At 64.1% G+C, this 22,231-nt stretch carries 25 protein-coding genes; 13 read left to right on the top strand and 12 right to left on the bottom strand.

The genetic code is table 11. The annotated features are described in order from the left end of the window. The first annotated feature begins 150 nt into the window (after window positions 1-150). Window positions 151-606 (top strand): Lrp/AsnC ligand binding domain-containing protein, encoded by a 456-nt coding sequence (locus NX774_RS13790; RefSeq protein ID WP_258812939.1) that lies wholly within the window; start codon window positions 151-153, stop codon window positions 604-606. A gap of 93 nt (window positions 607-699) precedes the next feature. On the opposite strand, the gene NX774_RS13785 is transcribed toward NX774_RS13790, so the two are convergent. Next, window positions 700-1,653, bottom strand: a complete 954-nt coding sequence (locus tag NX774_RS13785; protein ID WP_258822808.1) for a LysR family transcriptional regulator — start codon at window positions 1,651-1,653, stop codon at window positions 700-702. 153 nt (window positions 1,654-1,806) lie between these two features. Between NX774_RS13785 and NX774_RS13780 the strand changes: the two genes are divergently transcribed. After that, window positions 1,807-2,031 carry a hypothetical protein gene (locus tag NX774_RS13780; RefSeq protein ID WP_258822807.1) on the top strand — a complete coding sequence of 75 codons (225 nt, stop codon included), beginning with the start codon at window positions 1,807-1,809 and terminating at the stop codon, window positions 2,029-2,031. 69 nt (window positions 2,032-2,100) lie between these two features. On the opposite strand, the gene NX774_RS13775 is transcribed toward NX774_RS13780, so the two are convergent. Next, window positions 2,101-2,634, bottom strand: coding sequence for a DUF1003 domain-containing protein (locus NX774_RS13775; protein ID WP_258822806.1), 534 nt, complete (start codon window positions 2,632-2,634; stop codon window positions 2,101-2,103). A 14-nt stretch (window positions 2,635-2,648) separates the two neighbouring features. Here NX774_RS13775 and NX774_RS13770 point away from each other — a divergent pair, with 14 nt between their 5' ends. Further along, window positions 2,649-2,870 carry a ChaB family protein gene (locus NX774_RS13770; RefSeq protein WP_258822805.1) on the top strand — a complete coding sequence of 74 codons (222 nt, stop codon included), beginning with the start codon at window positions 2,649-2,651 and terminating at the stop codon, window positions 2,868-2,870. On the opposite strand, the gene NX774_RS13765 is transcribed toward NX774_RS13770, so the two are convergent. The 4 genes from NX774_RS13765 to NX774_RS13750 all read right to left on the bottom strand — a co-directional run bounded on the left by NX774_RS13765 (window position 2,871) and on the right by NX774_RS13750 (window position 5,400). Continuing rightward, a complete protein-coding gene (locus NX774_RS13765; protein WP_258822804.1) occupies window positions 2,871-3,134 on the bottom strand; it encodes a YfhL family 4Fe-4S dicluster ferredoxin in 264 nt (87 codons plus the stop codon). Between the two features lie 15 nt (window positions 3,135-3,149). Next, on the bottom strand, window positions 3,150-3,638 hold the full coding sequence (gene coaD, locus NX774_RS13760) for a pantetheine-phosphate adenylyltransferase (protein ID WP_258822803.1): 489 nt from the start codon (window positions 3,636-3,638) through the stop codon (window positions 3,150-3,152). A gap of 110 nt (window positions 3,639-3,748) precedes the next feature. Beyond that, window positions 3,749-4,378 (bottom strand): 16S rRNA (guanine(966)-N(2))-methyltransferase RsmD, encoded by a 630-nt coding sequence (gene rsmD / locus NX774_RS13755; RefSeq protein ID WP_258822802.1) that lies wholly within the window; start codon window positions 4,376-4,378, stop codon window positions 3,749-3,751. A 131-nt stretch (window positions 4,379-4,509) separates the two neighbouring features. After that, window positions 4,510-5,400: a DUF6279 family lipoprotein gene (locus tag NX774_RS13750; protein WP_258822801.1), complete on the bottom strand. Its 891-nt coding sequence runs from the start codon at window positions 5,398-5,400 to the stop codon at window positions 4,510-4,512. A gap of 30 nt (window positions 5,401-5,430) precedes the next feature. On the opposite strand from NX774_RS13750, the gene glmU reads away from it, so the two are divergent. Then, window positions 5,431-6,807, top strand: a complete 1,377-nt coding sequence (glmU, locus tag NX774_RS13745) for a bifunctional UDP-N-acetylglucosamine diphosphorylase/glucosamine-1-phosphate N-acetyltransferase GlmU (RefSeq protein ID WP_258822800.1) — start codon at window positions 5,431-5,433, stop codon at window positions 6,805-6,807. A 27-nt stretch (window positions 6,808-6,834) separates the two neighbouring features. Here glmU and NX774_RS13740 read toward each other — a convergent pair whose 3' ends face one another. The 3 genes from NX774_RS13740 to NX774_RS13730 form a co-directional block, all read right to left on the bottom strand. Beyond that, on the bottom strand, window positions 6,835-7,659 hold the full coding sequence (locus NX774_RS13740) for an FtsX-like permease family protein (protein WP_258822799.1): 825 nt from the start codon (window positions 7,657-7,659) through the stop codon (window positions 6,835-6,837). Next, window positions 7,656-8,387, bottom strand: coding sequence for an ABC transporter ATP-binding protein (locus NX774_RS13735; protein WP_258822798.1), 732 nt, complete (start codon window positions 8,385-8,387; stop codon window positions 7,656-7,658). The genes NX774_RS13740 and NX774_RS13735 overlap by 4 nt, the downstream gene beginning before the upstream one ends. Window positions 8,388-8,471: 84 nt before the next feature. After that, complete coding sequence (locus tag NX774_RS13730) at window positions 8,472-8,942, bottom strand: Lrp/AsnC family transcriptional regulator (RefSeq protein WP_258822797.1); 471 nt, start codon at window positions 8,940-8,942, stop codon at window positions 8,472-8,474. Between the two features lie 158 nt (window positions 8,943-9,100). Here NX774_RS13730 and glmS point away from each other — a divergent pair, with 158 nt between their 5' ends. Next, on the top strand, window positions 9,101-10,930 hold the full coding sequence (glmS, locus tag NX774_RS13725) for a glutamine--fructose-6-phosphate transaminase (isomerizing) (protein ID WP_258822796.1): 1,830 nt from the start codon (window positions 9,101-9,103) through the stop codon (window positions 10,928-10,930). 45 nt (window positions 10,931-10,975) lie between these two features. On the opposite strand, the gene NX774_RS13720 is transcribed toward glmS, so the two are convergent. Beyond that, the gene (locus NX774_RS13720) at window positions 10,976-11,353 is read right to left on the bottom strand and encodes a DUF2750 domain-containing protein (RefSeq protein ID WP_258822795.1); all 378 of its coding nucleotides are present in this window, start codon (window positions 11,351-11,353) and stop codon (window positions 10,976-10,978) included. A gap of 346 nt (window positions 11,354-11,699) precedes the next feature. Between NX774_RS13720 and NX774_RS13715 the strand changes: the two genes are divergently transcribed. The 3 genes from NX774_RS13715 to NX774_RS13705 are packed head-to-tail and all read left to right on the top strand — an operon-like array spanning window position 11,700 to window position 13,435. Further along, window positions 11,700-12,080, top strand: a complete 381-nt coding sequence (locus NX774_RS13715; RefSeq protein WP_258822794.1) for an ArsR/SmtB family transcription factor — start codon at window positions 11,700-11,702, stop codon at window positions 12,078-12,080. After that, complete coding sequence (locus NX774_RS13710; RefSeq protein ID WP_258822793.1) at window positions 12,073-12,606, top strand: SRPBCC family protein; 534 nt, start codon at window positions 12,073-12,075, stop codon at window positions 12,604-12,606. The genes NX774_RS13715 and NX774_RS13710 overlap by 8 nt, the downstream gene beginning before the upstream one ends. Before the next feature lie 37 nt (window positions 12,607-12,643). Further along, complete coding sequence (locus tag NX774_RS13705) at window positions 12,644-13,435, top strand: hypothetical protein (protein WP_258822792.1); 792 nt, start codon at window positions 12,644-12,646, stop codon at window positions 13,433-13,435. Between the two features lie 48 nt (window positions 13,436-13,483). On the opposite strand, the gene NX774_RS13700 is transcribed toward NX774_RS13705, so the two are convergent. Beyond that, a complete protein-coding gene (locus tag NX774_RS13700) occupies window positions 13,484-13,969 on the bottom strand; it encodes an Lrp/AsnC family transcriptional regulator (RefSeq protein WP_258822791.1) in 486 nt (161 codons plus the stop codon). A gap of 75 nt (window positions 13,970-14,044) precedes the next feature. Here NX774_RS13700 and ilvB point away from each other — a divergent pair, with 75 nt between their 5' ends. The 3 genes from ilvB to NX774_RS13685 all read left to right on the top strand — a co-directional run bounded on the left by ilvB (window position 14,045) and on the right by NX774_RS13685 (window position 17,314). Beyond that, complete coding sequence (gene ilvB, locus NX774_RS13695; RefSeq protein WP_258822790.1) at window positions 14,045-15,820, top strand: biosynthetic-type acetolactate synthase large subunit; 1,776 nt, start codon at window positions 14,045-14,047, stop codon at window positions 15,818-15,820. A gap of 83 nt (window positions 15,821-15,903) precedes the next feature. Further along, window positions 15,904-16,563: a dihydrofolate reductase family protein gene (locus NX774_RS13690; RefSeq protein ID WP_258822789.1), complete on the top strand. Its 660-nt coding sequence runs from the start codon at window positions 15,904-15,906 to the stop codon at window positions 16,561-16,563. Continuing rightward, window positions 16,529-17,314 carry an alpha/beta fold hydrolase gene (locus NX774_RS13685; protein WP_258822788.1) on the top strand — a complete coding sequence of 262 codons (786 nt, stop codon included), beginning with the start codon at window positions 16,529-16,531 and terminating at the stop codon, window positions 17,312-17,314. Before NX774_RS13690 ends, NX774_RS13685 begins: the two co-directional genes overlap by 35 nt. On the opposite strand, the gene NX774_RS13680 is transcribed toward NX774_RS13685, so the two are convergent. After that, a complete protein-coding gene (locus tag NX774_RS13680) occupies window positions 17,255-18,322 on the bottom strand; it encodes a hypothetical protein (protein WP_258822787.1) in 1,068 nt (355 codons plus the stop codon). The two genes, NX774_RS13685 and NX774_RS13680, sit on opposite strands and share 60 nt — an antisense overlap. Window positions 18,323-18,673: 351 nt before the next feature. On the opposite strand from NX774_RS13680, the gene NX774_RS13675 reads away from it, so the two are divergent. Together NX774_RS13675 and NX774_RS13670 are read left to right on the top strand one after the other, a co-directional pair. Further along, entirely contained in the window at window positions 18,674-20,896 is a 2,223-nt protein-coding gene (locus NX774_RS13675) for a zinc dependent phospholipase C family protein (RefSeq protein WP_258822786.1), read from the top strand. Beyond that, on the top strand, window positions 20,893-22,182 hold the full coding sequence (locus NX774_RS13670; protein WP_258822785.1) for a hypothetical protein: 1,290 nt from the start codon (window positions 20,893-20,895) through the stop codon (window positions 22,180-22,182). Before NX774_RS13675 ends, NX774_RS13670 begins: the two co-directional genes overlap by 4 nt. Window positions 22,183-22,231: the final 49 nt, after the last annotated feature.

Below are 22,231 nucleotides of genomic sequence, written 5' to 3'. Positions count from 1 at the left end.
CTGCCAGGCGCGATGTCAAGCGCTAATAGATGATTTGGATTGTAGAGGGAAATTGTCTGGATTAATTCTGTTTTTACAGAAGACTGGCTAAAGATAGTTTTTGGTGAGAGAATTTGGCCAAATAATATTTACAAGCCGAGAGAGAACGGGATGCTGGACAAGATTAGCAAGAAGATCCTCGCCGAACTGCAGAGTGACGGGCGGATCAGCAACGTCGAGCTGGCGGCGCGGGTGAACCTGTCGCCGGCGGCCTGCCTGGAGCGGGTGCGCAAGCTGCACGAGGCCGGCTACATCATGGGCTACACGGCGCAGCTCAATCCGCAGCTGCTGGATGTGTCGCTGCTGGTGTTCATCGAGGTGGTGCTGGACCGCACCACGCCGGAGGTGTTCGATGCGTTCAAACAGAGCGTGCAGCTGATTCCCGAAGTGCTCGAGTGCCACATGGTGGCGGGCGGGTTCGACTACCTGGTCAAGGCGCGGGTCAAGGACATGGCCGCGTATCGCGAATTCCTGGGCAAGACGCTGCTGCAGAAGGGCGTGCGCGAAACGCACACGTATGCGGTGATGGAAGAGGTCAAGAACACGACCAAGTTGCCGATCAAGTAGCCGAGCTACCATTTCGTAGGGTGGGCACTTGTGCCCACGCGGTGCGCACGCGGCACGTGTGAGGCGCGTGGGCTCAAGAGCCCACCCTACGGATCAGGCGACTTTCTTTTCCGGCTTCGGCTGCGCGTTGGCAGCCATGCTTTCGAGGTTCTGGCGCAGCCAGCGGTGTGCCGGGCTGCGGCCGTCGCGTTCGTGCCACAGCATGTCCAGGTGCACGGCCGGCATCGCGAACGGCAGTTCGCGCCACACCAGCGCATCGGTCATGCCGGTGGCGACCATCAGGTGCTTGGGCAGCACCGTCACCAGGTCCGAGTTGGCCACCACCCGTCCCGCGGTGAAGAACTGGTTCACCGTCAGCAAAATCCGCCGCTCGCGCCCCAGCTGGGCCAGCGCTTCGTCCACCAGGCCGTGCGCGCGGCCGGAAAAACTCACCAGCAGGTGGTTGGCCCTGCAATAGGCGTCGATGTCGAGCTTGGCCTTGGCCAGCGGGTGGGTCTTGCGCATCACGCACACGTATTCGCCCGAGTACAGCCGCTCGTGCCGGATCGGCGAGCCGACTTCGTACGACAGCTGCGCCGCCACGCCAGGAAAGAAGCCGACCGCCAGGTCGATGTCGCCGCGCAGCAGCAGCGGGCGCGGCTCGCGCGTGGTCAGCGGCACCATGCGGATGTTCACGCCCGGCGCCTCGCGCTCGATCGAACGCATCAGCGAGGGCAGCCAGTACGCGGCGGTGGCGTCGGCCATCGCCATGCGGAAGGTGGCCTGCGCCTTCGACACGTCGAAGGTCTCGGGCATCACCGCCGCCTCCATCGACGCCAGCGCGGCGCGCACCGACGGCCACATCGCCTCGGCGCGCGGGGTGGGCTTGACGCCGTAGGCGGTGCGGATGAGCAGCTCGTCGCCCAGGCTCTCGCGCAGGCGCTTGATCGCGTTCGACACGGCCGGCTGGGTCATGGCCAGGTGGCCGGCCGCGCGCGTGAGGTTTTGTTCGGTCATCACTGCGTCGAACACGCGCAGCAGGTTGAGGTCAAGCGTGAGGAAGCTCATCGGAACTGTTCGGCAGGGGCATTTATGGAGTTACCGGAAGTGTACTCGATTTCCATTCACAAACGAAATGATCACCATTAGGAAACAGAATTAGATTTATATGTTGCAACGCACTATAGTGCCGACTGTCAACTAGCGAATAAAGTGTGAGAAATGTCTTTTACTGAAACCATGATCCACGGCCTGTCGATCGCCGAAGCCCTGCGCGGCTTGCTGGTGGTGTCGATCGTTGTCGGCACGCTGCTGGTCTTCCGTCCGTTGCTCAAGGGCATTGGCCGTGCGGCTGCCCTGCTGGTGCAGCAGCGCATTCTGGCCCGCGCCGAATTGGCGCAGCGCCGCACGCTTCACGCCGAGCGCGCCCTGGCTGCCCGCGGCTGATCCAGTTTATACCCCTCCCCCGCCAAAACGCGGTGTCCGGTGATCCGGCGCCGCGTTTTCTTTTACCTGTTACTCCTGGTTTTCGCGCTCGATGGCCGACAGCACGGCCTTGGGGTCGGCTGGCCTGGCCATTTCCTCGGCTTCATGGTCGGTCTTGTTGCGCACGGTGGGCAGGTCGCGCCGCAGTTCCTCGAGCATGGCGATGATCTTGCTGCTCTTTTCTTCGGCCAGCAGGTTGACTTGGAGGTCGAGGTGGGCGTGGTGTTCGGCCAGCTTGGACATGCGGTGCTGGCGGATCAGCACCGTGGTGGAGATGATGAAGGCGTTCAGGGTGATGATGCCCTGCAGCCAAAAGAACGGCGGTTCGTCGATCTGCGGCCCGCCGTACTTGGGTGCGACAAGGTTGGCGACGATCCAGCATACTACGAACACGACGCTGCCGGCCACGTAGCCCGGGCTGCCGAAGAACAGGCTGATCCGTTCGACTATCGCCTGCGGTAGCGACAAGCGTTCTTCGTGGCGCGCGTAGAACTCCGCAATCGTTCCGATGTTTTCGTGGACGGAATCCGGAAGCTTGGCGTTCTGGTCGGCGTCGGCGCTCATAAGGACAGCATAGCATGGCTTATAAATCGATTAACGACTTGCCCGATAACGTGCGCGACGTCTTGCCCCGTCACGCACAGGAGATCTTCCAGGAAGCGTTCAACAGCGCCTTCGACGAATATGCCGAGCGCGGGCCGGAGGGGCGCGAGGAGACCGCCTTCAAGGTCGCGTGGGCGGCGGTGAAGAAGAAATACCGCAAGAACGAAAAAACCGGCAAATGGGAGCCGGTCGACTGATCAGGCCGCGGCCTTCTTTTCCCGCATCAGCCGTTCGTACTTGGCCTGCAGCTCTTCGCGCGTTTCGCGCCATTCGGGGTTGAACGGAATGCACGAAACCGGACACACCTGCTGGCACTGCGGCTCGTCGTAGTGGCCGACGCATTCGGTGCACTTGTTCGGGTCGATGAGGTAGTGGTCCTCGCCCATCGAAATCGCTTCGTTCGGGCACTCGGGCTCGCACACGTCGCAGTTGATGCAATCGTCGGTGATCAATAAAGCCATGGTACTGCCTGGGACCTATGCTTTCGGCGCTGCCAGTTTCTTGTGCAACCAGCGTTCCACCGAGGGGAAAACGAATTTGGACACGTCGCCGCCAAGCTGGGCAATCTCGCGCACGATGGTGCCGGAGATGAACTGGTACTGGTCGGACGGGGTCAGGAACATGGTTTCGACGTCGGGCAGCAGGTAGCGGTTCATGCCCGCCATCTGGAACTCGTATTCGAAGTCGGACACGGCGCGCAGGCCGCGCACGATCACGCGCGCGTCGTGCTGGCGCACGAAATCCTTGAGCAGGCCGGAAAAGCTTTCGACCCTCACGTTGGGGTAGTGGCCCAGCACCTCGTTGGCGATCTCCAGCCGCTCTTCGAGCGAGAAGAAGGGCCGCTTGTTCTTGCTGTCCGCGACCCCGACCACCAGCGTGTCGAACAGACCCGATGCGCGGCGCACCAAATCCTCGTGCCCGCGGGTCAGCGGATCGAAGGTCCCTGGATAAACGGCTACAACCATTGCGGCTCCTGCGAGATGACGTGCTTACAGAACGCGCATTATGCCTGAAATCCAGTCTGCCGCCCTAAGTCAGGGCAAGGATTGCACGGTTTATGGGCGGTTTTGTCGCGTCAGGCTTCGTTTTCGTGCAGCTTGAGCAAGTAGTAGTGGACCATGCCGGCCTTGTCCTGCCTGACCGGTTCCCAGCCGGCCAGCCAGTCGGGACGTTCGGCCTCGTCAAACGGCAGCGGCATGCCGGACTCCGCATAGACCAGGCCGTTTGAGGCCAGCAGGGTTTTGCACAGAGGCAGGCTCTGGCTCAGGAAATCTTGCTGGTAAGGCGGGTCGAGGAAGACCAGGCCGAAGCGCTGGCCGCGCAGGCCCAGGTCGCGCGCGCTGGCCAGCGCGTCGGCGCGTTGCACGCTGATGTTGCCGGCCTTGAGCTTTTCCTTGTTTTGTTCGAGCTGGCGGATCACGGCGGGGTGGGTGTCGATCATCGTGACCGAGCGGGCGCCGCGGCTGGCCGCCTCGAAGCCCAGCGCGCCACTGCCGGCGAACAGGTCGAGGCAGTCGATGCCGTCCCAGCCGGCGTCGATCTGGTGGGTGATCCAGTTGAACACGGTTTCGCGCACGCGGTCGGGAGTCGGGCGCAGGCCCAGCGCGTCCAGCACGGGCAGCGGGGTGCGTTTCCAGGCGCCGCCGATGATGCGGACCTGTTGTGCCTGGGGACGGTTGTAGCGTTTGGCGTGCTTGTTTTGCATGGCGCGCACTATATCACGCGGCCTGTCGTCCCCGCGAAGGCGGGGACCCATGCCGAGCTTGGGTACCTGCGGTCTACGCCATGGCCATTCAGGCGACCTATGGGGTCCCCGCCTTCGCGGGGACGACGGTTCTAGCGGCCGGCGGCCAGCGCGTTGAAGTCGTTGATCCACCCCTGCATCCGCTTGTGCGCATGCGCCTTCTGCTCCGGCGTGGCCAGGCGGATCGCGGTCAGGATGTATTTCGATGTGCTGTCCACATAGGCGTCGAAGAATGCCTTGCGGTCCGGCGCGTCGAAGCGGTCGAAGAAATCGCGCAGCAGGGTGTGGATCGCCGCCATCGTCTGTTCCTTGTTCAGCCTTTCCTGCTGCACCCGGCGCAGCAGCTTGACGATCTTCTGCTGCCGCATCATGCGTTCCTGCAGCCAGATCTCGTTGTCCAGCGGCCGGGCGTCCGAGGCGCGCCGCAGCACGGCTTCCTGGTCGCGCGAGAAGTGCCCGAACCACAGCTCGAACTGGTCCATCGATTTGTCGAAGCGGACCTTGTGCTGGTGCTCGACATCGCCGCTCATGTACTTGTGCCGGAAATCCGCGTTGTTCTTGTTGAATTTCTTCTGCATCTGTTCGATCTGGTCCGGGCGCATCGACATTGCCAGGTCGGCCAGCTCGGGCAGGGCCTTGAACGCCAGCAGCTCGGTGCGCGCCTTGATGTCGCGGTAGTCCGACAGCAGGTCGGCCTGGGTCGGGTTACCGGCGAGCTGGCGCTGCATGTTGGTTAGCAGGCCGGCGTAGTCGCGCAGCTGGGTCTGCCGGTGCCACAGGAACAGCTTGTCGATGTCCTGCTTGACCCAGGTCGATTGGTCGCTGTCCAGATCGACGTACGCGTTCAGCCACCAGTACAGTAGAGTGTCGCCGTGGTTGTACGTGAATTTGATGGTGCTGCACCCTGCGGCGGCCGCGACCATTGCAATGAGGAACAGCAAGCGTACGCGGTACCACCAGGGGTGCGTGCTAAACTTTTTCATCTCTTCAACTCTTTTTGCGAAAAACGGCATATGAACGTAGTCATCCTCGCCGCCGGCATGGGAAAGCGCATGCAGTCCGCGCTGCCAAAGGTGTTGCATCCGCTGGCCGGTAAGCCGCTGCTGCAGCATGTGATCGAGACGGCGCGTGGCCTTGCACCACGCAAATTATGCGTGATTTACGGGCACGGCGGCGCAGCGGTGCCTGCCATGGTCGGGCAACTGGCCGAGCGCACCCATGCCGTGATCGACACCGCCTTGCAGGAGCCCCAGCTGGGCACCGGCCACGCGGTGATGCAGGCGGTGCCCCAACTGGACGACGGCGTGCCGACCCTGGTGCTGTACGGCGACGTGCCGCTCACGTCCAGCGCGTCGCTGCGCAAGCTGGTGGAGGCGGCAGGCGATGACAAGCTGGGCATCCTGACGGTGGAGATGGCCAACCCGTTCGGCCTGGGCCGCATCGTGCGCGACAACGGGCGCATCGTGCGCATCGTGGAAGAAAAGGATGCCACCGAGGCCGAGCGCCAGATTCGCGAGATCAACAGCGGCATCATGGTCATTCCCACCCGCCACCTGAAGAAATGGCTGGCTGCGCTGTCGAACAACAATGCGCAGGGGGAGTACTACCTGACCGATATCGTGGCGCAGGCGGTGGCGGACGGGGTCGAGGTCGTGTCGGCCCAGCCGTCGGCGGAATGGGAAGTGGCGGGCGTGAACAGCAAGGTGCAGCTGGCCGAGCTCGAGCGCCGCCACCAGCTCAACATCGCCAATGCGCTGCTGGAAAAAGGCGTCACCCTGCTGGATCCGGCGCGGATCGACGTGCGCGGCGAACTGATCTGCGGTCGCGACGTGACGATCGACGTCGGCTGCGTGTTCGAGGGCCGTGTCGAGCTGGGCGATGGCGTGAACGTGGGCGCGCACAACGTGCTGGTGGACGCGAAGGTGGCGGCCGGGGCGCAGATCAAGCCGTTCTGCCACATCGAGGACGCGGTGGTGGGCGGGAAATCGATCATCGGACCGTACGCGCGCCTGCGTCCGGGCACCGAGCTGGCCGAGGATGTCCATGTCGGCAACTTCGTCGAGATCAAGAACAGCAAGGTGGCGGCGCACAGCAAGGCCAACCACCTGGCCTATGTGGGCGATGCCGACGTGGGTTCGCGCGTGAACATCGGCGCGGGCACGATCACCTGCAACTATGACGGCGCCAACAAGTTCCGCACCACCATCGAGGACGACGCGTTCATCGGCAGCGATACCCAGCTGGTGGCGCCGGTGACTGTGGGCAAGGGCGCGACGCTCGGCGCCGGCACGACGCTGACCAAGGACGCGCCGGCCGGCAAGCTGACCATTTCCCGTCCCAAGCAGATGACCATCGAAGGCTGGCAGCGCCCGGTCAAGGTCAAGAAGTAATCCACAGCTTCTCCACAGGCGGGCGCGCTAGTGCCCGGCGCCCGCCAATCCTTCCGCCACATCGTCCCGCAGCGTTTGCAGGGCCGGCACCAGCACCGCCACCGATACCGCCAAGAACACCAGCAGCAGCGCGGCCAGCTGGCGCCGCGGGGCCGGCTCGAGCACCAGGTGCCAGCCGGGGACCGCCTGCGCAATCGACCAGAGCAGCGTGCTGGCGGCCATGCCCAGCACCACGGCGCACAGCGTCACCAGCAGCGCTTCGGCAAGCATGTGCGCCAGCACGGCCCTGTCCGCCAGCCCGAGGGCGCGTAGCAGCGCAAACTCGCGCCGGCGCTCCACGCGGTTGAGTGTGGCTGTGGAGAAAACCACCACCATGATGGCCGCGAGCGCCGCGACGGTAACGCCGGCAAGCGCCCAGCGATGGGTGGCGCGGGCGGCGCGGTAGGTGCGGGACAAGTCTGCCCCGCGATGCAGGCTTGCCCGCAGGCCGGCCGCGCGCAGGCCCGCGTCCAGTGCGGCGCTGCGCGTTTGCCAGTCGATTGGGTTGGCAAGATAGACGGCGATGGCGGCCGGGGCGTCCGCCACCAGGACCACGCCGGGTGTTCGCTGCGCGAGCTCGCGCAGGCTTTGCGCCTGGCGAGTCGTGAAGGCAGGCGCGTCTTGCGGCAGGATGGCCAGGTGTCCCAGGCGTTCTCCAAACACCGCTTCCTGCTCGGCTTGCCGCAGCGCTTCGCCCTCCCAGCCGAAAAACAGGTCGAGCCCGCACAGGGCCAGCGCGATGAGCAGGACCGGCCCCAGCGTCCGTCGACGTGCCCGCAGCAGGTTGCGCAGCGCAAGCTGCAGGCTGTTCATGCCAGCGCCCGGCAAGCGAGACGGGGCGTGTCGGCCGGGGCGCCCAGCAGGCGGCCTTCGCTCAGCTGCAAGGTCCGCGCGGCGCGCAGCAACTGGCGCTGGTCGCGTGTGGCGATCACGAACGTGGTGCCGCGTTCGCGTTGCAAGGCGCTGAACAGGTCCATCACCATGCGCACGCTGCCGCTGTCCAGGCGCGAGGTTGGCTCGTCCGCCACCACCAGCGCCGGGCGGGTGACGAGCGCGCGCGCGATGCAGACGCGCTGGCGCTGGCTCGCGTCCAGCGCAGTCGGCAACTGGCGGACCTGCGCGGCCAGGCCAAGGCGCGCCAGCAGTTCGGCGGCCAGCTCGCCGGCGTCGTCGGGCCGTTTGCCATTGAGCAGCCGCGGGAGCATCACGTTTTCCTGTGCAGACAGGACAGGCACCAGCGTGCAGTGCTGGAAGACGAGGCCGATCTTTTCCGTGCGTAGTTGCCTGCGTGCGCCCTCGGCCAGCGATTCGGTGGCCAGTCCGTCGAACCAGAGGCTGCCTTCGCTGGGCGGGTCCAGCAGGCCGATGAGGCTGGCCAGCGTGGTCTTGCCGTGCCCCGAGGGGCCGCAGATGGCGAGGATCTCGCCCGGCTGGACCCGCAGGCTGATGTCGTAGAGGGCGTGGACCAGTACCTTCCCGGTCCGGAAGCGGCGATGGACGCCGGACAGTTCTACAAGTGCGCTATGAGCATTCGCAACCACTTCCGCCTCGCTATGAAGTCGCTGGATGTTTCCAGTAGACATCTATTCGCAGGCGGCACGGTTGACGTTACTCAACGGCAACTTTTAGATCGGGATGCGCGTGTCGAATTTGCTGCGGAAGGTCGAGAAATAGGTGCGCACGTTGCGCACGTTGGCGTGGGTGGCGAATATCCGGTGCGCCAGTTCGTGGTAGGCCGGCATGTCCTTTACCTGCAGCACCAGGATGAAGTCCGGTCCCGGCGCCGTCCGGTAGCACTGCAGGATGGCGGCCTCCTGCGCCACCAGGCGCTCGAACTCGTCCATGCGCTCGGCGGCCTGCACGTCGAGCGTGATCTCGACGATAGCCGTGAGGCTGGAACCGACTTTGACGGGATCGAGGATGGCAACTTGTTTCTGGATCACGCCGCTGTCGGTCAGGTGCTTGACCCGGCGCAGGCAGGTTGGTGGTGACACATGAACAAGTTCGGCCAGCTCGGCGTTGGTGTGAGATGAGTCAAGCTGAAGCGCTTGCAGGATGCGACGATCGAGATCGTCCAAAGGGTACTCGGCGGCCATTTTTGGAAGATTCGAAAAGAATCTTGGAGGATATGAAATAAGATTTCAGCTTCGATGCTGCTTGAAATAATATAACAAAAAACGGCGCGCACTGAACGCATATTTCATTGGCTCTGCTCTACAGTAAGCGCATCACAACCTATTCACGAGGACAGATTATGTGCGGAATCGTCGGAGCCGTAGCGCAACGCAACATTACACCAATTCTGATTGAAGGCCTGAAACGATTGGAATACCGCGGCTACGATTCCTGCGGCGTGGCGCTGTACGTCAACGGCGCGCTGCGCCGCTCGCGCAGCACCTCGCGCGTGGCCGACCTCGAAACCCAGGTCAAGAGTGCCGAGCTCGAGGGCTTCACCGGCATCGCGCACACCCGCTGGGCCACGCACGGCGCGCCGGCCTCGCACAACGCGCACCCGCATTTTTCCCCGAGCGAAGACAACGCCCGCATCGCACTTGTCCACAACGGCATCATCGAAAACCATGACGAGCTGCGCCGCGAGCTGACGGAGCTGGGCTACCAATTCCAGAGCCAGACCGACACCGAGGTGATCGCCCACCTGGTGGACCACATGTACAACGGTGACCTGTTCGAGACCGTGCAGCAGGCCGTCAAGCGCCTGCACGGCGCGTATGCGATCGCCGTGTTCTGCCGCGACGAGCCGCACCGCGTGGTGGCCGCGCGCCAGGGCTCGCCGCTGGTGGTGGGCGTGGGCAACGGCGAAAACTTCGTCGCCTCGGACGCCATGGCGCTGGCCGGCACCACCGACCAGATCATCTACCTGGAAGAAGGCGACGTGGTCGACCTGCAGCTGGCGCGCTACTGGATCGTGGATGCGGAAGGGCGCCAGGTGAACCGCGAGGTCAAGACCGTGCACGCCCACACCGGCGCGGCCGAGCTGGGCCCGTACCGCCACTTCATGCAGAAGGAAATCTTCGAGCAGCCGCGCGCGATCGGCGATACGCTGGAAGGCGTCACCGGCATCATGCCCGAGCTGTTCGGCGACGGCGCCTACCAGGTGTTCAAGCAGATCGACCGCGTGCTGATCCTGGCCTGCGGCACCAGCTACTACGCCGGCCTGACCGCCAAGTACTGGATCGAATCGGTGGCCCAGGTGCCGGTCAATGTCGAAATCGCCAGCGAATACCGCTACCGCGTGAGCGTGCCGGACCCCAGGACCCTGGTGGTGACGATCTCGCAGAGCGGCGAAACGGCCGACACCCTGGCCGCGCTCAAGCACGCCCGCAGCCTTGGCATGCACCACACCCTCACCATCTGCAACGTGGCCACCAGCGCCATGGTACGTGAGTGCTCACTTGCGTACATCACCCGTGCTGGCGTGGAAGTGGGCGTGGCGTCGACCAAGGCCTTCACCACCCAGCTGGCCGCGCTGTTCCTGCTGACGCTGACGCTGGCGCAGGTCAACGGCCGCCTGGACGACGCGCAGGAAGCCATCTACCTGAAGCAGATGCGCCACCTGCCGGTCGCGCTGTCGGCCGTGCTGGCGCTGGAGCCCCAGATCATCGCCTGGGCGGAAGAATTCGCGCGCAAGGAAAACGCCCTGTTCCTGGGCCGCGGCATCCACTACCCGATCGCGCTGGAAGGCGCGCTCAAGCTCAAGGAAATCTCGTACATCCACGCCGAGGCCTACCCGGCGGGCGAACTGAAGCACGGCCCGCTGGCGCTGGTGACCGAGGAGATGCCGGTGGTGACGATCGCGCCCAACGACGCGCTGCTGGAAAAGCTCAAGTCCAACATGCAGGAAGTGCGCGCCCGCGGCGGCGAGCTGTATGTGTTCGCGGACGTGGACTCCCGCATCACCTCGAGCGACGGCGTGCACGTGATCCGCCTGCCGGAGCATTACGGCCTGCTGTCGCCGATCCTTCACGTGGCCGCGCTGCAGCTGCTGGCGTATCACACGGCGTTGGCGCGCGGCACGGACGTGGACAAGCCGCGCAACCTGGCCAAGTCGGTGACGGTGGAGTGATGTGAATCGGGCCTGAGGTGCGGCTGACCTTCGCTCCACGAGCGGTTAATATCGCTTCAGTTCTTCGACTAAGGCCGCTATCACCTCGTCGATTGGTGGCGTCGCACCGTGGCCCTCGGGTGTTGGTAAGACACCCAGTAAAGAGCCCTCAGCTTTTAACTGTGGAAGCACCACTGTCATCAGGTCGTCCAGTGAGATTTCCTTGGGCTCGCATCCGGTCCAATTGCGTACCGCGCATGCCTCGGCATATTCCTTGTAGGGCCAAACCGGAAGAACTGATCTTCCTCCATCTGTTCCTGCCATGGCCCAACCATCCCGGTAGAGACCCCACGCTTTCTCGCGATCTGCAACCACCTTCACGAAGTGTTCGAAGCGTTCGCTAGCCGGCAGGGCAAATACTGCCGCAAGTTGTTTCGGATGCATTATTGTCCCCACTTCCTTTCCCACATGTCATCCCGCAGTTGAACAGTTGCTAAGTTCGAGTGCTTGTCACTGTAACGCCTTCCGGATGCCGCTGACTGGCCTTCTGTAGCGCATCAAGTAGCGGAATCAGGAATCTTGCTGCGCCGATGGCTGGCCCGCAGCAGGATATCCACAGTTCCCGGCACCTTCTCAACCGGTTTTCCCGCCTGTGTTCACTGGTTTTCTACACGGTTATTCACAGGGCGACTGGGTTGACTCGCCCTTTGAGCTCGACCTGCCAAGCAGCACCGCAAATAATTCAACCAATCGGTTGACTTTTCGGATTTGGAAGCCGATAATCAACCACATGGTTAAATATGAATCCACCCCTCTTGATCAGGTCTTTCACGCGCTTGGCGATGCGACCCGCCGGCAGATGCTTCGTGAACTCGCCGCCGGCGAAAGAACGGTGAGCCAGTTGGCCGAGCCCTTCGACATGTCGCTCGCGGCTGCCTCCAAGCACGTCAAGGTGCTGGAGAATGCCGGCCTGATCCAGCGCGAAATCCGCGGGCGCACCCATCTGTGTCGCCTCGATCCCGGCCCTCTCGCGAGCGCGAAAGAATGGCTGGCCTTCTACGAGCGCTTCTGGACCAGCCGCCTGGATGTGCTCGACCAACTGCTGCGCGAGGATGCGCGCCATACAACCGTCCCCTCGCCCACCTCAAAAAAAGGGAAATCGCATGAATGATCTTGCCAATCTCAACGCGTTCGGCGTGTTGACGGAACCTGCGACGTTGGAAATCCAGCGCCTCTTGCCCGGCCCGATCGAACGCGTCTGGGCCTACCTCACGGACAGCGAGTTGCGACGCCAGTGGTTGGCTGCGGGGCACATGCAGATGCAAGTCGGAACGCCGGTAGAGCTCGTTTGGCGAAACGACGAGTTGACACCGATGTCCGGGCGGCGCCCCGACGGCTTCCCGGAAGAAAATCGCATGCTAAGCCAGATTACGGAGCTCGACCCGCCCCGCAAGCTCGGGATCACCTGGGACGGCGGCGGCGAGGTCGTGTTCGAACTGAAGCCGGCGGGCGACAAGGTGCTGCTCAAGGTGATCCACCGTCGCCTGCCCAACCGTGACGTCACTGTCATGGTGGGTGCCGGCTGGCATATGCATCTGGACATCCTTGTGGCCCGCGTCACCGGCGAGGAGCCCGCGCCGTTCTGGGACGGCTGGACCCGCCTGCGTAAGGAATACGACGAGCGCCTGCCGGCCTGATGGATCTGCGATACCCCTTTTGCAAGGAGGAGCACAAATGCTGAACCGCACTTCAATCAACCGGCGCCGCGGCCGCTCGCTCGCGCTGCTGGCCTTTATGCTCGGTGTCAGCGCACTCGCGGGAGCGCGAGGGGAGCTGGCCCGCGCGGCCGAGACGAGCGTCGACCGGATGCCACCCCAGCTCGAAACCCGGTTCGCGCTGAGCGCATTGCCGCCGGCATTGCGGGACCGTGCGACCGTGTATCTGCTGGAACCGGGCAACGGGTATCAACTGTCGCGCCAAGGAAGCAGCGGCGTCGCATGCCTCGTCGAGCGCACCGCGTGGGAGCTGGCCGACTTCCGAAACGACATCTACATCCCCTTGTGCTACGACGCCGCCGGGACCAGGACCTATTTGCAGGTGATCATGGATACGGCCGCGCTGCGCGCGCAGGGCAAGAGCGCGGCGCAGGTGCATGCGGAAATCGCGCGCCGCTTCCGGGACAAGACGTACAAGGTGCCGGAGAAGCCAGGCGTGTCGTATATGGTTGCTCCTGTCATGCGCACGGTCGGCCCACCGGACATGAAGGTGCACACCATGGTGATGCCACACCTGATGTACTACGCGCCTGGCGTCACGAACAGCGATATTGGTGCGGCTCCTGACCTTGCCCAGCCAGATAGCTTGAGGTATCCGTTCATCGATCAACAAGGCATTCCCGAGCAGAGCTACATCATCCACATGGTCGGGGATGCGGAAAAGGCCAAGATCCTGGCTAGCGAAAAGCAACTCATCGAGGACCTGTGCGCCTATCGAAAGCTGCTTTGCCTTGAGCACAAGCAGCACTGAGGACCTCGACCCCAGGCCGCCCGGAAGGCAAGTCGCGGCGGGTGCGCGTTAGCAAGTGAGCGGGGTGTCTTCTTTCTTGAGGGTGCGCAGGACGAAGCTGGACTTGCTGTGGCGAATGCCTGGGATCATGTAGAGCTTTTCCCGCAGCAGGCGTTCATAGTCACGGGTGTCCTTCACCGCGATTCTGATGAAGTAGTCATAGTCCCCGGAAATGAGAAAGGCCTCCAGGACTTCGGGAATCGACTGAAGCGCCTGTCCGAACGCATCCAGTGTCTCCTGGTTATGACTACCGAGCGTGACCTGAACGATCACCGAGTCCTGGTAGCCAATCTTTGCGAGGTCGACCTTCACCGTATAGCCTTCGATCGCCCCCGCATCCGTCATACGCTTGATGCGGTTCCAGCAGGAGGTCGTGGACAATCCGACCGCCTTGCCGATCTCCTGCAACGGCGTGCGCGAGTCCGCCAGCAAGATGCGAAGTATCGCCAGATCCTGATGGTCGAACAATTTTCCTTGGTCATCGATTATCTGCATAAATTTTTCAGAATTGGCGCGTATAAGAATGAAATTATGAAGCACTTTCAGCGGGTTTGCCGATAACATTTCCCCATGAATACCCGCACCGATCCAGATTTTCCCATCGTTTCTCCCGACACCGGTAGCGTCCTCACGGGAGCACAGGTTTTGCTTCATATGCTGATCGAGGCAGGTGTTGATACCGTGTTCGGCTACCCCGGCGGCGCCATGCTTCCGCTGTACGACGCGCTGTACGATGAGCCGCGCCTGCGCCACGTGCTGGTCAGGCATGAACAAGCCGCTGTACATGCCGCTGAAGGGTATGCCCGCTCGACAGGCCGGCTGGGCGTTGTGTTCGTGACGTCGGGGCCTGGCATTGCGAACACGACTTCGGGCCTGCTCGACGCCTTGTGTGACTCGATCCCCGTGTTATGCATCAGCGGGCAGGTGGCCTCGAACCTCATTGGCACCAACGCCTTCCAGGAATGCGACGCGCTGGGGATCTCGCGCACGGTCACCAAATGGAATGCGCAGATCAGAAATGCGAGCGAGATCGCGGACATTGTCCGCGAGGCAATCCAGCGGGCGACCCAAGGAAGACCCGGCCCGGTGCTGGTCGATATACCAAAAGATATTCAAGCGGGACAATGCGCTGTGCGTTGCAACACGACGGCCGCACCGCCGTCCGCGGCGCTTCCTCATGCGGTTGGGCCAGCGCTGGCGCTGCAGCTGGAGGAGGCAGCAGCATTGATCCAGGCTTCGCGGCGCCCGGTCTTCTATGGCGGCGGCGGCTTGATCAACTCGGGCGGCGCGGCCTGCGACATCTTCACCCGCATAGTGCGGGACAGGAACGCTCCGTGTACCCTGACCTTGATGGGGCTGGGTGCCTTCCCTGCCTCCGATCCGCGATGGCTGGGCATGCTGGGCATGCACGGAACACTTGAAGCAAACATGGCGATGCACGCGGCTGACCTGATCGTCTGCGTCGGCGCCCGCTTCGACGACAGGGTGACGGGACGCCTCGACCGATTCGCTCCGCAGGCAAAAATCATTCATATCGACGTCGACCCGGCGTCGATCAGCAAGCTGGTGAAAGCGGATGTGGGACTGCGCGGCGATTGTTTTGCGATCCTGTCCCAGTTGAAGAGGACACTGGACGCCTCGGGCGCACCCCCGGCCCCGACCGAGGAATGGTGGCGCCAGATCGACCAGTGGCGAAGCGTCGACTGCCTGCGCTTCCCGTCTGCTGCGCCGGCCATTTCGCCTCAAATGTTGATGCATGCAATCGCGTTGCAGCTCGCCGGCAAGGATCCGATCGTATCGACCGACGTGGGCCAGCACCAGATGTGGGCAGCCCAATACCTGCGCTTCGACAAGCCTAACCGCTGGCTGACATCCGGCGGCGCCGGCACGATGGGTTACGGCCTGCCGGCCGCGATCGGCGCCCAGATCGCCCATCCGGATCGACCAGTGATCTGCATCAGCGGCGACGCTTCGATCCTGATGAATATTCAGGAGCTAGCGACGGCGATCCAGCATGACTGCCCGGTCAAGCTCATCTTGTCCAACAATGGCTGCATGGGCATGGTGCGCCAGTGGCAAGAGCTCCACCACGGCGGCCGGTATAGCCACAGCTGGCTGGAAGCGCTCCCCGATTTCGTTGCGTTAGCGCGTGCATTCGGGTGGCGTTCGCGCAGGATTGACCAACCCGGCGATCTGGATGGCGCGCTCGAGGAATGCCTGGCGAGCCGCGGGCCGTATTTGCTCGACGTGGCCGTCGAACGGACCGAGAACTGCTTCCCCATGATCCCGGCCGGGAGGGGGCACGATGAGGTCATGCTGTCGAAAGATCGGATGTTCGATCGATAATGGCGAGCCTGGAAAAACCCGGCATAATGAACAGCAGCTGGACCGGCCAGCTGGGAAGTCAGGCGTCTAACTGGAGGCAAACGATGACACGAGTTCGCGTTGAGGGCTTTACCGTCTCGCTCGACGGCTATGGGGCGGGACCCAATCAGGACATCAACAACCCGCTCGGCGTGGGCGGGAGAGATTTGCACCAATGGCTGGTCACCACACGCACGTTCCAACGCACCCTGTTCGGCAAGGACGGCGGTACGACCGGGGTGGACGATGAGTTCGCCGCCCGTGGGTTCGAGAACATGGGAGCCTGGATCCTTGGCAGGAACATGTTCGACCCCAATCGCGGGGACTGGCCGGACAAGAACTGGAAAGGCTGGTGGGGGGACAATCCGCCGTATCATGTTCCCACCTTTGTCCTGACCCACTATGCTCGTCCCCCCATCGAGATGGAAGGCGGTACGACCTTCCATTTCGTCACAGGCGGTATTCGCGAGGCGCTCGACCGTGCACGCGAAGCCGCCGCCGGCAAGGACGTAAGGATCGGCGGTGGCGCGAACACAATCCGCCAGTATCTGCGCGAGGGCCTGATCGATGAACTGCACATTGCCATCGCGCCGATCCTGCTTGGCCGGGGCGAACCGCTGTTCGAAGGGATCGACTTGCCGGCCCTGGGATACCAATGCGTGCAATGTGTAGGGTCGGAGAAGGCGACGCATGTCGTCTTGCGCCGACAAGCCCGCGGTGGCTGATTCGACATTCCCGCTGGTTCTGCTCCCGGGTTTCATGCTGGATCAGTCCTTGTGGGACGATGTCCTCAGCCGGCTCCGGTACGACGCCCCCATCTGTTGCCTGCCGCTTGCGCCCGGCGCCACCACCGAGGAGATCGCGGCCGGGGTGGCGCACGCCGCGCCCGAGCGCTTCGTCCTGATCGGCTTTTCGCTTGGCGGCTACATTGCCCGCAAAGTGGCGGAATTGTTCCCGGAGCGCGTGGTGGCGCTGGTCTTGATTGCCACCTCGTTGCGGGTCGACAGCGAGGAGCGCGCCAAGGCCAGGCAGGACGTGATCGCAGCCCTGAACCCGGCCACCTTCCGCGGGTTGAGCATGCACTCGATTGCCCATTCGCTTCACCCGGACCGCCGGGGCGACAAGGAACTGGTTGCCCGGATCAGGGAAATGGGCAATCGCCTTGGCTACCAGGCGATGGTGGTGCAGTCGAATCTTGACCGAGGCGGGATTGCCGCAGCCACACTGACTTGCCCCACCCTGGTCATTGCCGCTGCCGACGACCCGCTGCGAAGCGCCGAGGAAGCGCAAGAGCTGGCCGCAGCGATCCCCCATTCAACCTTGAAGACGATTGCGCATTCCGGCCACATGCTCCCGCTGGAGCAGCCTGAACTGCTGGCCGAGACCATCAGCCAGTGGCTGGGCTCCCTCGCTGGCTCAATTGCAACCGGTGGGCGTCAACACGATTGCGCGAGTCGTTCCGCCCTGCATCGCTGATCCGGCGATCTGTCCGCGGTCATTGATGGCGGTTAGTTCTTTGACCTGCAAGCCGGCGGGAACATCGACCAGCGAACTGATGGCCACTGGCGCTGCGCTGGCACTGCGCCAGACGACCGGGTAGTAGTGCTCGCCGGCGTCGGCGCTCCACCCGACGATCTGGCCGGAATTGTTGATCGCGTTAGCCGCACTGAACGGCCCGCCCAGCGTGGCCAGTTCGGTCACCTTGCCGCCATCCCAGAGTGTTGCACGGATCGCAAAGCCACTCCCATACACCGCGTCGCTGGCGCCGACAATTTGTCCGCGGCTATTGATCGCGCCGGCGGTTCCGTTCGGTCCACCCAAGGTGCCGAGGTCGACCGGGCTGCCGTTTTTCCATAAGGTCGGGCGCTCCTCGCCCTTGGCATTTGCGGATTTGCCGACGATTTCTCCTGCGTCGTTGATCCTCATGGCAACTCCCAGGCCCGTTCCGCCCACCGTGCTCATCGTCGCCAGCTCGCCGTTCTTCCAGACGCTGGCGTGGGACAGGCTGTTCATGGTCGGTTCGCTCTCCCCGACAATCAGGCCCGCGTTATTGATGCCGGATGCAAAACTGGTCCCGCCCGGCTGGGTTTGGAGATAGGTGGCGCCGCCCTGGAACCAGCGTATCGCGCTCCAGCCGAAAGCCGTGTCCTGCAGGCCAACGACCTGCCCTGCCTCGTTGATGTCATAGGCGATGCTGTTGCCCACGCCGGCGGCGCCAAGGTCCGTCAGGGCTGTGCCATTCCACACCACCGCGTGCCAGCCACTGCCATCGGGGGTGCTCGACGCTCCTGCCACCTGCCCGTCATTATTGATCGCGTTCGCCCAATCACCTCGACCGCCCAGCGAATCGAGCAGGGTCAGCTGGTACCGTTGACTGCTCGCCTGGTCGCAGGCGACCAGTAGCGATTTCAGTTGGGGTGTGCCGGCCGTTACCGCTGCACGCTCCCCGCCGCCGCAGCCGGTCACGACTGTTGCGAAAGCCATGACGATTGTCGGGTGTAACCATGATGCTATCGAGCCAGTTCCGGTAGCCATTCCTCTCCCTCCCCAGTGATAATCAAGCTGTGCCCACGTCTACGAGAGCGCATGCTAGCGTGATCGGTGGAGTTGCAGACCGGATATTGAACAGACGTTGAGGAATATCAACTCGGTGTCTCTGCGATATGCAAGGGCGATTGGAACCCGGTCGCTGACGTGGGCACTGCAGCGTCACAGCGCAGCCTCGAAAGTTCACCCCACCCGCCGATGTATTGACATAAATCAAACACCCATCAGTTCCCGCGCTTATCGTGAGCAATGGAGCGAGCACAACTGCTCGCCATTGTCGGAGGCGCCATGCCGGGACCCTACATTCACCTGAATGCCATGCGCGCCACCGCGCTGGCCCTTAGCCGTGGCAAGTTCACGCCGGTGCGCAGCGAGCGCATCGACCCGCAGTGGGTTGGCGCGGACACCGCGGAACTGGCGCGCTTGATGCAGCGCCACCCCAATTTCGCCAGCCTTGGCGCGATCGGGCCGGACCTGTTCTTCTTCCTGCCCGACTTTCGCGACCAGGGGCCGCTGCCGCTGTCCAGCGTGCTGGTCAACGTGTCGCACTACCTGCAGAAGATCTACGACGCGATCGACCCCTACATCAGCAAGTACGAGCGCTACCTGGGGCCGATCTCGGAGGACACCGCCGAGGAGATGAGCCGCCTGACGGGGGGCCTGTCCGAGATCGTGGGCGACATCGCGGGCGAGCTGTCCGGCATCCTGATCACGGCACTGGAAGACTTCGTGACCCAGCAGGGCGACATCTTCGAGTACTTTTCGCTGGGCCTGAACAAGGGCTTCGACGAACAGGCCTTCCTGTGGTCGGACATGCTGCACTACCGCCAGACCGGCCAGTTCGGCCGCGAGCTGTGGAACCAGGCCGGCACCTTCGAAGACGGGGACCAGCGCGACCGGGCGCGCGCATACGCGCTGGGCTACATGACCCACGTGGCGACCGACGTCACCGGCCACGCACTGGTGAACGCCATCTCGGGCGGCCCGTTCCGGCTGCACTGGCAACGCCACCACCTGGTCGAAAACCACATGGACGCGTTCCGCTACCTGCGCGACCAGACTGGCCCGCGCCACGGCGACCAGTACCCGCAACTGACCGAGTCGGCGCTTTATTACGACATTGCCTTCAACGAGGACGACCAGTCCGCCGTGCCGCGCCCGGCCTACCCCACCGGCGGCACGCTGCGCGAGAACTGGACGCGGCGCCGCCTGCTCGATCTCGATTCCGAGCTGGCCGACCCGATCGGCGATCTGCTCTACAACACCATCACGGCGGTGTACTACAAGGAAGGCAAGCACCCACGCATCCTGCGCGACGACGACGGCAAGCCCAACGCCCAGCTGATCGCCGAAACCTACCGCTTGCTGTACCAGTTCCTCAAGCTGACCACGGTGGACGGCTTTGCGCACGAACCGCCCGAGCCGCCCGAGGTGTTCCCCAACCTGCAGTTCCCGACCATGAGCGACCCGCAGGAGGGTGCGCCGGGCAGCGGCAGCGACGACGGCAGCTGGTGGGACGATGTGCTGGACTTCATCTTGTCGGTCATCAAGGTGCTGGCCTACATTGTCGAGGTGGCGATCTACCTGGCCACGCTGCCGTGGGCGATCCTGGCCGACCTCGTCACCTATCCGCTGCGCCTGGGCCTGTATTACGCGCTGGAGCTGCCGCTGTTCCACCTGCTGAAGAACTTCCGCGCCGTGCTGGTCATGTCCGGCTACCTGGTGCCGATGAAGGACGAGATCGCGATCGGGCTGGTGGCCGTCGGCATTCCGGACGCGCAGGCCTTCCGCAGCGCGCTCGACGATGTGGGCAACATCTTCCCGGGCTTCGAGCCGATTGCGCTCGACCAGCGGCCGTTCCGCGACCCCAGCTTCCCGCGCCTGCACCCCAAGGACGAATACAAGCATCCGTGGAAGTACCCGTTCGACCAGAAAGGCGAACTGCCGGCCAGTTGGTCCGGCCCCTACCCGCGCCGCGCCAACCCGGACGTGCTGTTCCAGAACACGCCGACCGATGCCGACATCCGCGACCGGCTGGAAACCGCGCCCGACCAGGACGCAGTCAACGCGGTCGGGCCGCTGCTGCGCGCCAACCGGCACCTGGGCGATGCGGTCGGCTTTTCCAGCTACCTGATCTGGCTCGAATCGCGCACCAACCCGCAGCCGCAGGGTACGCCGGTGCCGCTGGTGGACTGGAACCTCGATGCCGACCGCGGCTACGGCTACCATTGCTGGGACTGGAACCGCAACGCCAATGCGGAGGGCGTGGAAGATCCCGAAGGCTACAAGTTCCAGCCGCCGTGCACCTGGCCGTCGCAGGCCGACCCGCCGTATGACGCGCTCTACAACCCGAACCTGCCCTTGCAGCTGCACTGGACCGGCCTGGGCCTGCCCGACCCCGGCTGCGGCGGTGTGATCGGGTTGGCCGGGATCCAGGCGTCCCTTGCGCGCGCCAAACGCAAACCCGCGCAGCCTGTGGTTCAACCCGATACCGACAAGGGGACAGCATGAAAACGCCAGGCAAAGCCCACCCCTGCCGCTGCAGCTGCCACGACCAGGGCGGCCACGCGCACCAGCCATGCGACCGTTGCTGCGATGCCCATGGCTGCGGCCCGTCGCGCCAGCCGACCTGCCCGCCGCCCGAGCACTGCCCGTTCCCGGGCACCGTGGAGCTGCCGCAGCAGGAGCCGCCGCCGAAGGTGAAGACGGCGCCCCAGCGGCCCGAAACGGTCGGCCGGCCGCCGCTGGGCAGCGCCGGCGAGATCCCGTGGTTCCGCGGCCAGCTGGGCGGCATCCTGCGCGACGGGCCGACCTTCGGGCCGCGCAAGGACGAGTTCCTGCCCTTCCTGTTCGTGCGTGCCAACGCCGGCGACAGCGGCGCCCGGCCGCTGAACGACGTGTTCTGGGAGTCGCCCGACATCTACGTCGTGCCCGGCCAGGAGGCATCGACTGCGCCGCTGCAGCCAGCCAGCACCGGCGGCGTGGCGCGCGCCAACGGGCCCAACACCTTGTACGCGCACGTCTGGAACCTGGGCAAGGCGCCCGCCTACCGCGTGCGGGTCGAGTTCTACTGGTTCAATCCCTCGCTCGGGATCTCGCGGGCGGACGCCAACTTCATCGGCGCGACCTGGGTCGATCTGGGCAACCGCTTCAACAACGCCACCGAATGGCGCGAAGTGGATGGCCCGAGCGGGCGCTACCTGAGCCACGGCTGCCACGCCATCGTCAAGTGCCCGGAAACCTGGGTGCCAAGCGTGGTCAACGGCGGCCACGAGTGCCTGGTGGTGCGCGTGCACGAACCGATGCTCGATGCGGTCCCCCCGGACCAGTTCTCGGCCGCGGCCGACCGCCATGTCGCCCAGCGCAACATTGCGGTGGTGCCTTCGGCGTCCCCGGCGGCGATCGACCTGGCCCTGCAGCTGGGCTATGTTGGCCAGCCCGGCAATGCGGAGGTGGAGGCGGTGCTCGACGCGCCGGACGCGATGCAGTGGCTCAAGCTGTACACCGGCCGTGCCGATCCCGGGCTGCAACTGCCTGCCAATCCGGTCAGCTACGGCCTGTCGCCCGCGGTGGTGGCGGAAAGCCGCCTGCAGCAGCTGGCGGCGCTGCCATTCGAGCTGCGCCAGGGCTTGCTGCAGCGGGTGGAAAAGGTGCGCCGTGGCTGCGATCCGCAAGCCATCCCGTTCCACGCCAGCATTGCGGACATCAAGCGTGGCGAGGCGGCCGTGCTGCGTGTGCGGCAGCGTATGAACGGCACGGTGGTGGGTGGCTACACGGTGGTGTTGATTGGCAGCTGATCGCGGCTGCCCGTACCGTGCGCGGTACTGCTGGCTCGGCATGGGTCCC

Origin of the sequence: Massilia agilis, assembly GCF_024756255.1 — a bacterium.
GTDB classification, from domain to species: domain Bacteria; phylum Pseudomonadota; class Gammaproteobacteria; order Burkholderiales; family Burkholderiaceae_D; genus Telluria; species Telluria agilis.
Note: the sequence above shows the minus strand (reverse complement) of the source record. Positions and strands in the feature narration are given on the sequence as shown.

Bases quoted from the DNA above. Each gene is read 5' to 3' on its own strand.
- rsmD (WP_258822802.1), bottom strand. From the start codon at position 4,378: ATGCAAAACAAGCACGCCAAACGCTACAACCGTCCCCAGGCACAACAG.
- NX774_RS13680 (WP_258822787.1), bottom strand. From the start codon at position 18,322: ATGGCTTTCGCAACAGTCGTGACCGGCTGCGGCGGCGGGGAGCGTGCA.
- NX774_RS13775 (WP_258822806.1), bottom strand. From the start codon at position 2,634: ATGAGCGCCGACGCCGACCAGAACGCCAAGCTTCCGGATTCCGTCCAC.
- NX774_RS13740 (WP_258822799.1), bottom strand. From the start codon at position 7,659: ATGAACAGCCTGCAGCTTGCGCTGCGCAACCTGCTGCGGGCACGTCGA.
- NX774_RS13750 (WP_258822801.1), bottom strand. From the start codon at position 5,400: ATGAAAAAGTTTAGCACGCACCCCTGGTGGTACCGCGTACGCTTGCTG.
- NX774_RS13685 (WP_258822788.1), top strand. From the start codon at position 16,529: ATGTCGTCTTGCGCCGACAAGCCCGCGGTGGCTGATTCGACATTCCCG.
- NX774_RS13690 (WP_258822789.1), top strand. From the start codon at position 15,904: ATGACACGAGTTCGCGTTGAGGGCTTTACCGTCTCGCTCGACGGCTAT.
- glmS (WP_258822796.1), top strand. From the start codon at position 9,101: ATGTGCGGAATCGTCGGAGCCGTAGCGCAACGCAACATTACACCAATT.
- NX774_RS13790 (WP_258812939.1), top strand. From the start codon at position 151: ATGCTGGACAAGATTAGCAAGAAGATCCTCGCCGAACTGCAGAGTGAC.
- NX774_RS13670 (WP_258822785.1), top strand. From the start codon at position 20,893: ATGAAAACGCCAGGCAAAGCCCACCCCTGCCGCTGCAGCTGCCACGAC.
- NX774_RS13715 (WP_258822794.1), top strand. From the start codon at position 11,700: ATGGTTAAATATGAATCCACCCCTCTTGATCAGGTCTTTCACGCGCTT.
- NX774_RS13720 (WP_258822795.1), bottom strand. From the start codon at position 11,353: ATGCATCCGAAACAACTTGCGGCAGTATTTGCCCTGCCGGCTAGCGAA.
- coaD (WP_258822803.1), bottom strand. From the start codon at position 3,638: ATGGTTGTAGCCGTTTATCCAGGGACCTTCGATCCGCTGACCCGCGGG.
- NX774_RS13700 (WP_258822791.1), bottom strand. From the start codon at position 13,969: ATGCAGATAATCGATGACCAAGGAAAATTGTTCGACCATCAGGATCTG.
- NX774_RS13730 (WP_258822797.1), bottom strand. From the start codon at position 8,942: ATGGCCGCCGAGTACCCTTTGGACGATCTCGATCGTCGCATCCTGCAA.
- NX774_RS13765 (WP_258822804.1), bottom strand. From the start codon at position 3,134: ATGGCTTTATTGATCACCGACGATTGCATCAACTGCGACGTGTGCGAG.
- NX774_RS13785 (WP_258822808.1), bottom strand. From the start codon at position 1,653: ATGAGCTTCCTCACGCTTGACCTCAACCTGCTGCGCGTGTTCGACGCA.
- NX774_RS13770 (WP_258822805.1), top strand. From the start codon at position 2,649: ATGGCTTATAAATCGATTAACGACTTGCCCGATAACGTGCGCGACGTC.
- NX774_RS13780 (WP_258822807.1), top strand. From the start codon at position 1,807: ATGTCTTTTACTGAAACCATGATCCACGGCCTGTCGATCGCCGAAGCC.
- ilvB (WP_258822790.1), top strand. From the start codon at position 14,045: ATGAATACCCGCACCGATCCAGATTTTCCCATCGTTTCTCCCGACACC.
- NX774_RS13705 (WP_258822792.1), top strand. From the start codon at position 12,644: ATGCTGAACCGCACTTCAATCAACCGGCGCCGCGGCCGCTCGCTCGCG.
- NX774_RS13675 (WP_258822786.1), top strand. From the start codon at position 18,674: ATGCCGGGACCCTACATTCACCTGAATGCCATGCGCGCCACCGCGCTG.
- NX774_RS13710 (WP_258822793.1), top strand. From the start codon at position 12,073: ATGAATGATCTTGCCAATCTCAACGCGTTCGGCGTGTTGACGGAACCT.
- glmU (WP_258822800.1), top strand. From the start codon at position 5,431: ATGAACGTAGTCATCCTCGCCGCCGGCATGGGAAAGCGCATGCAGTCC.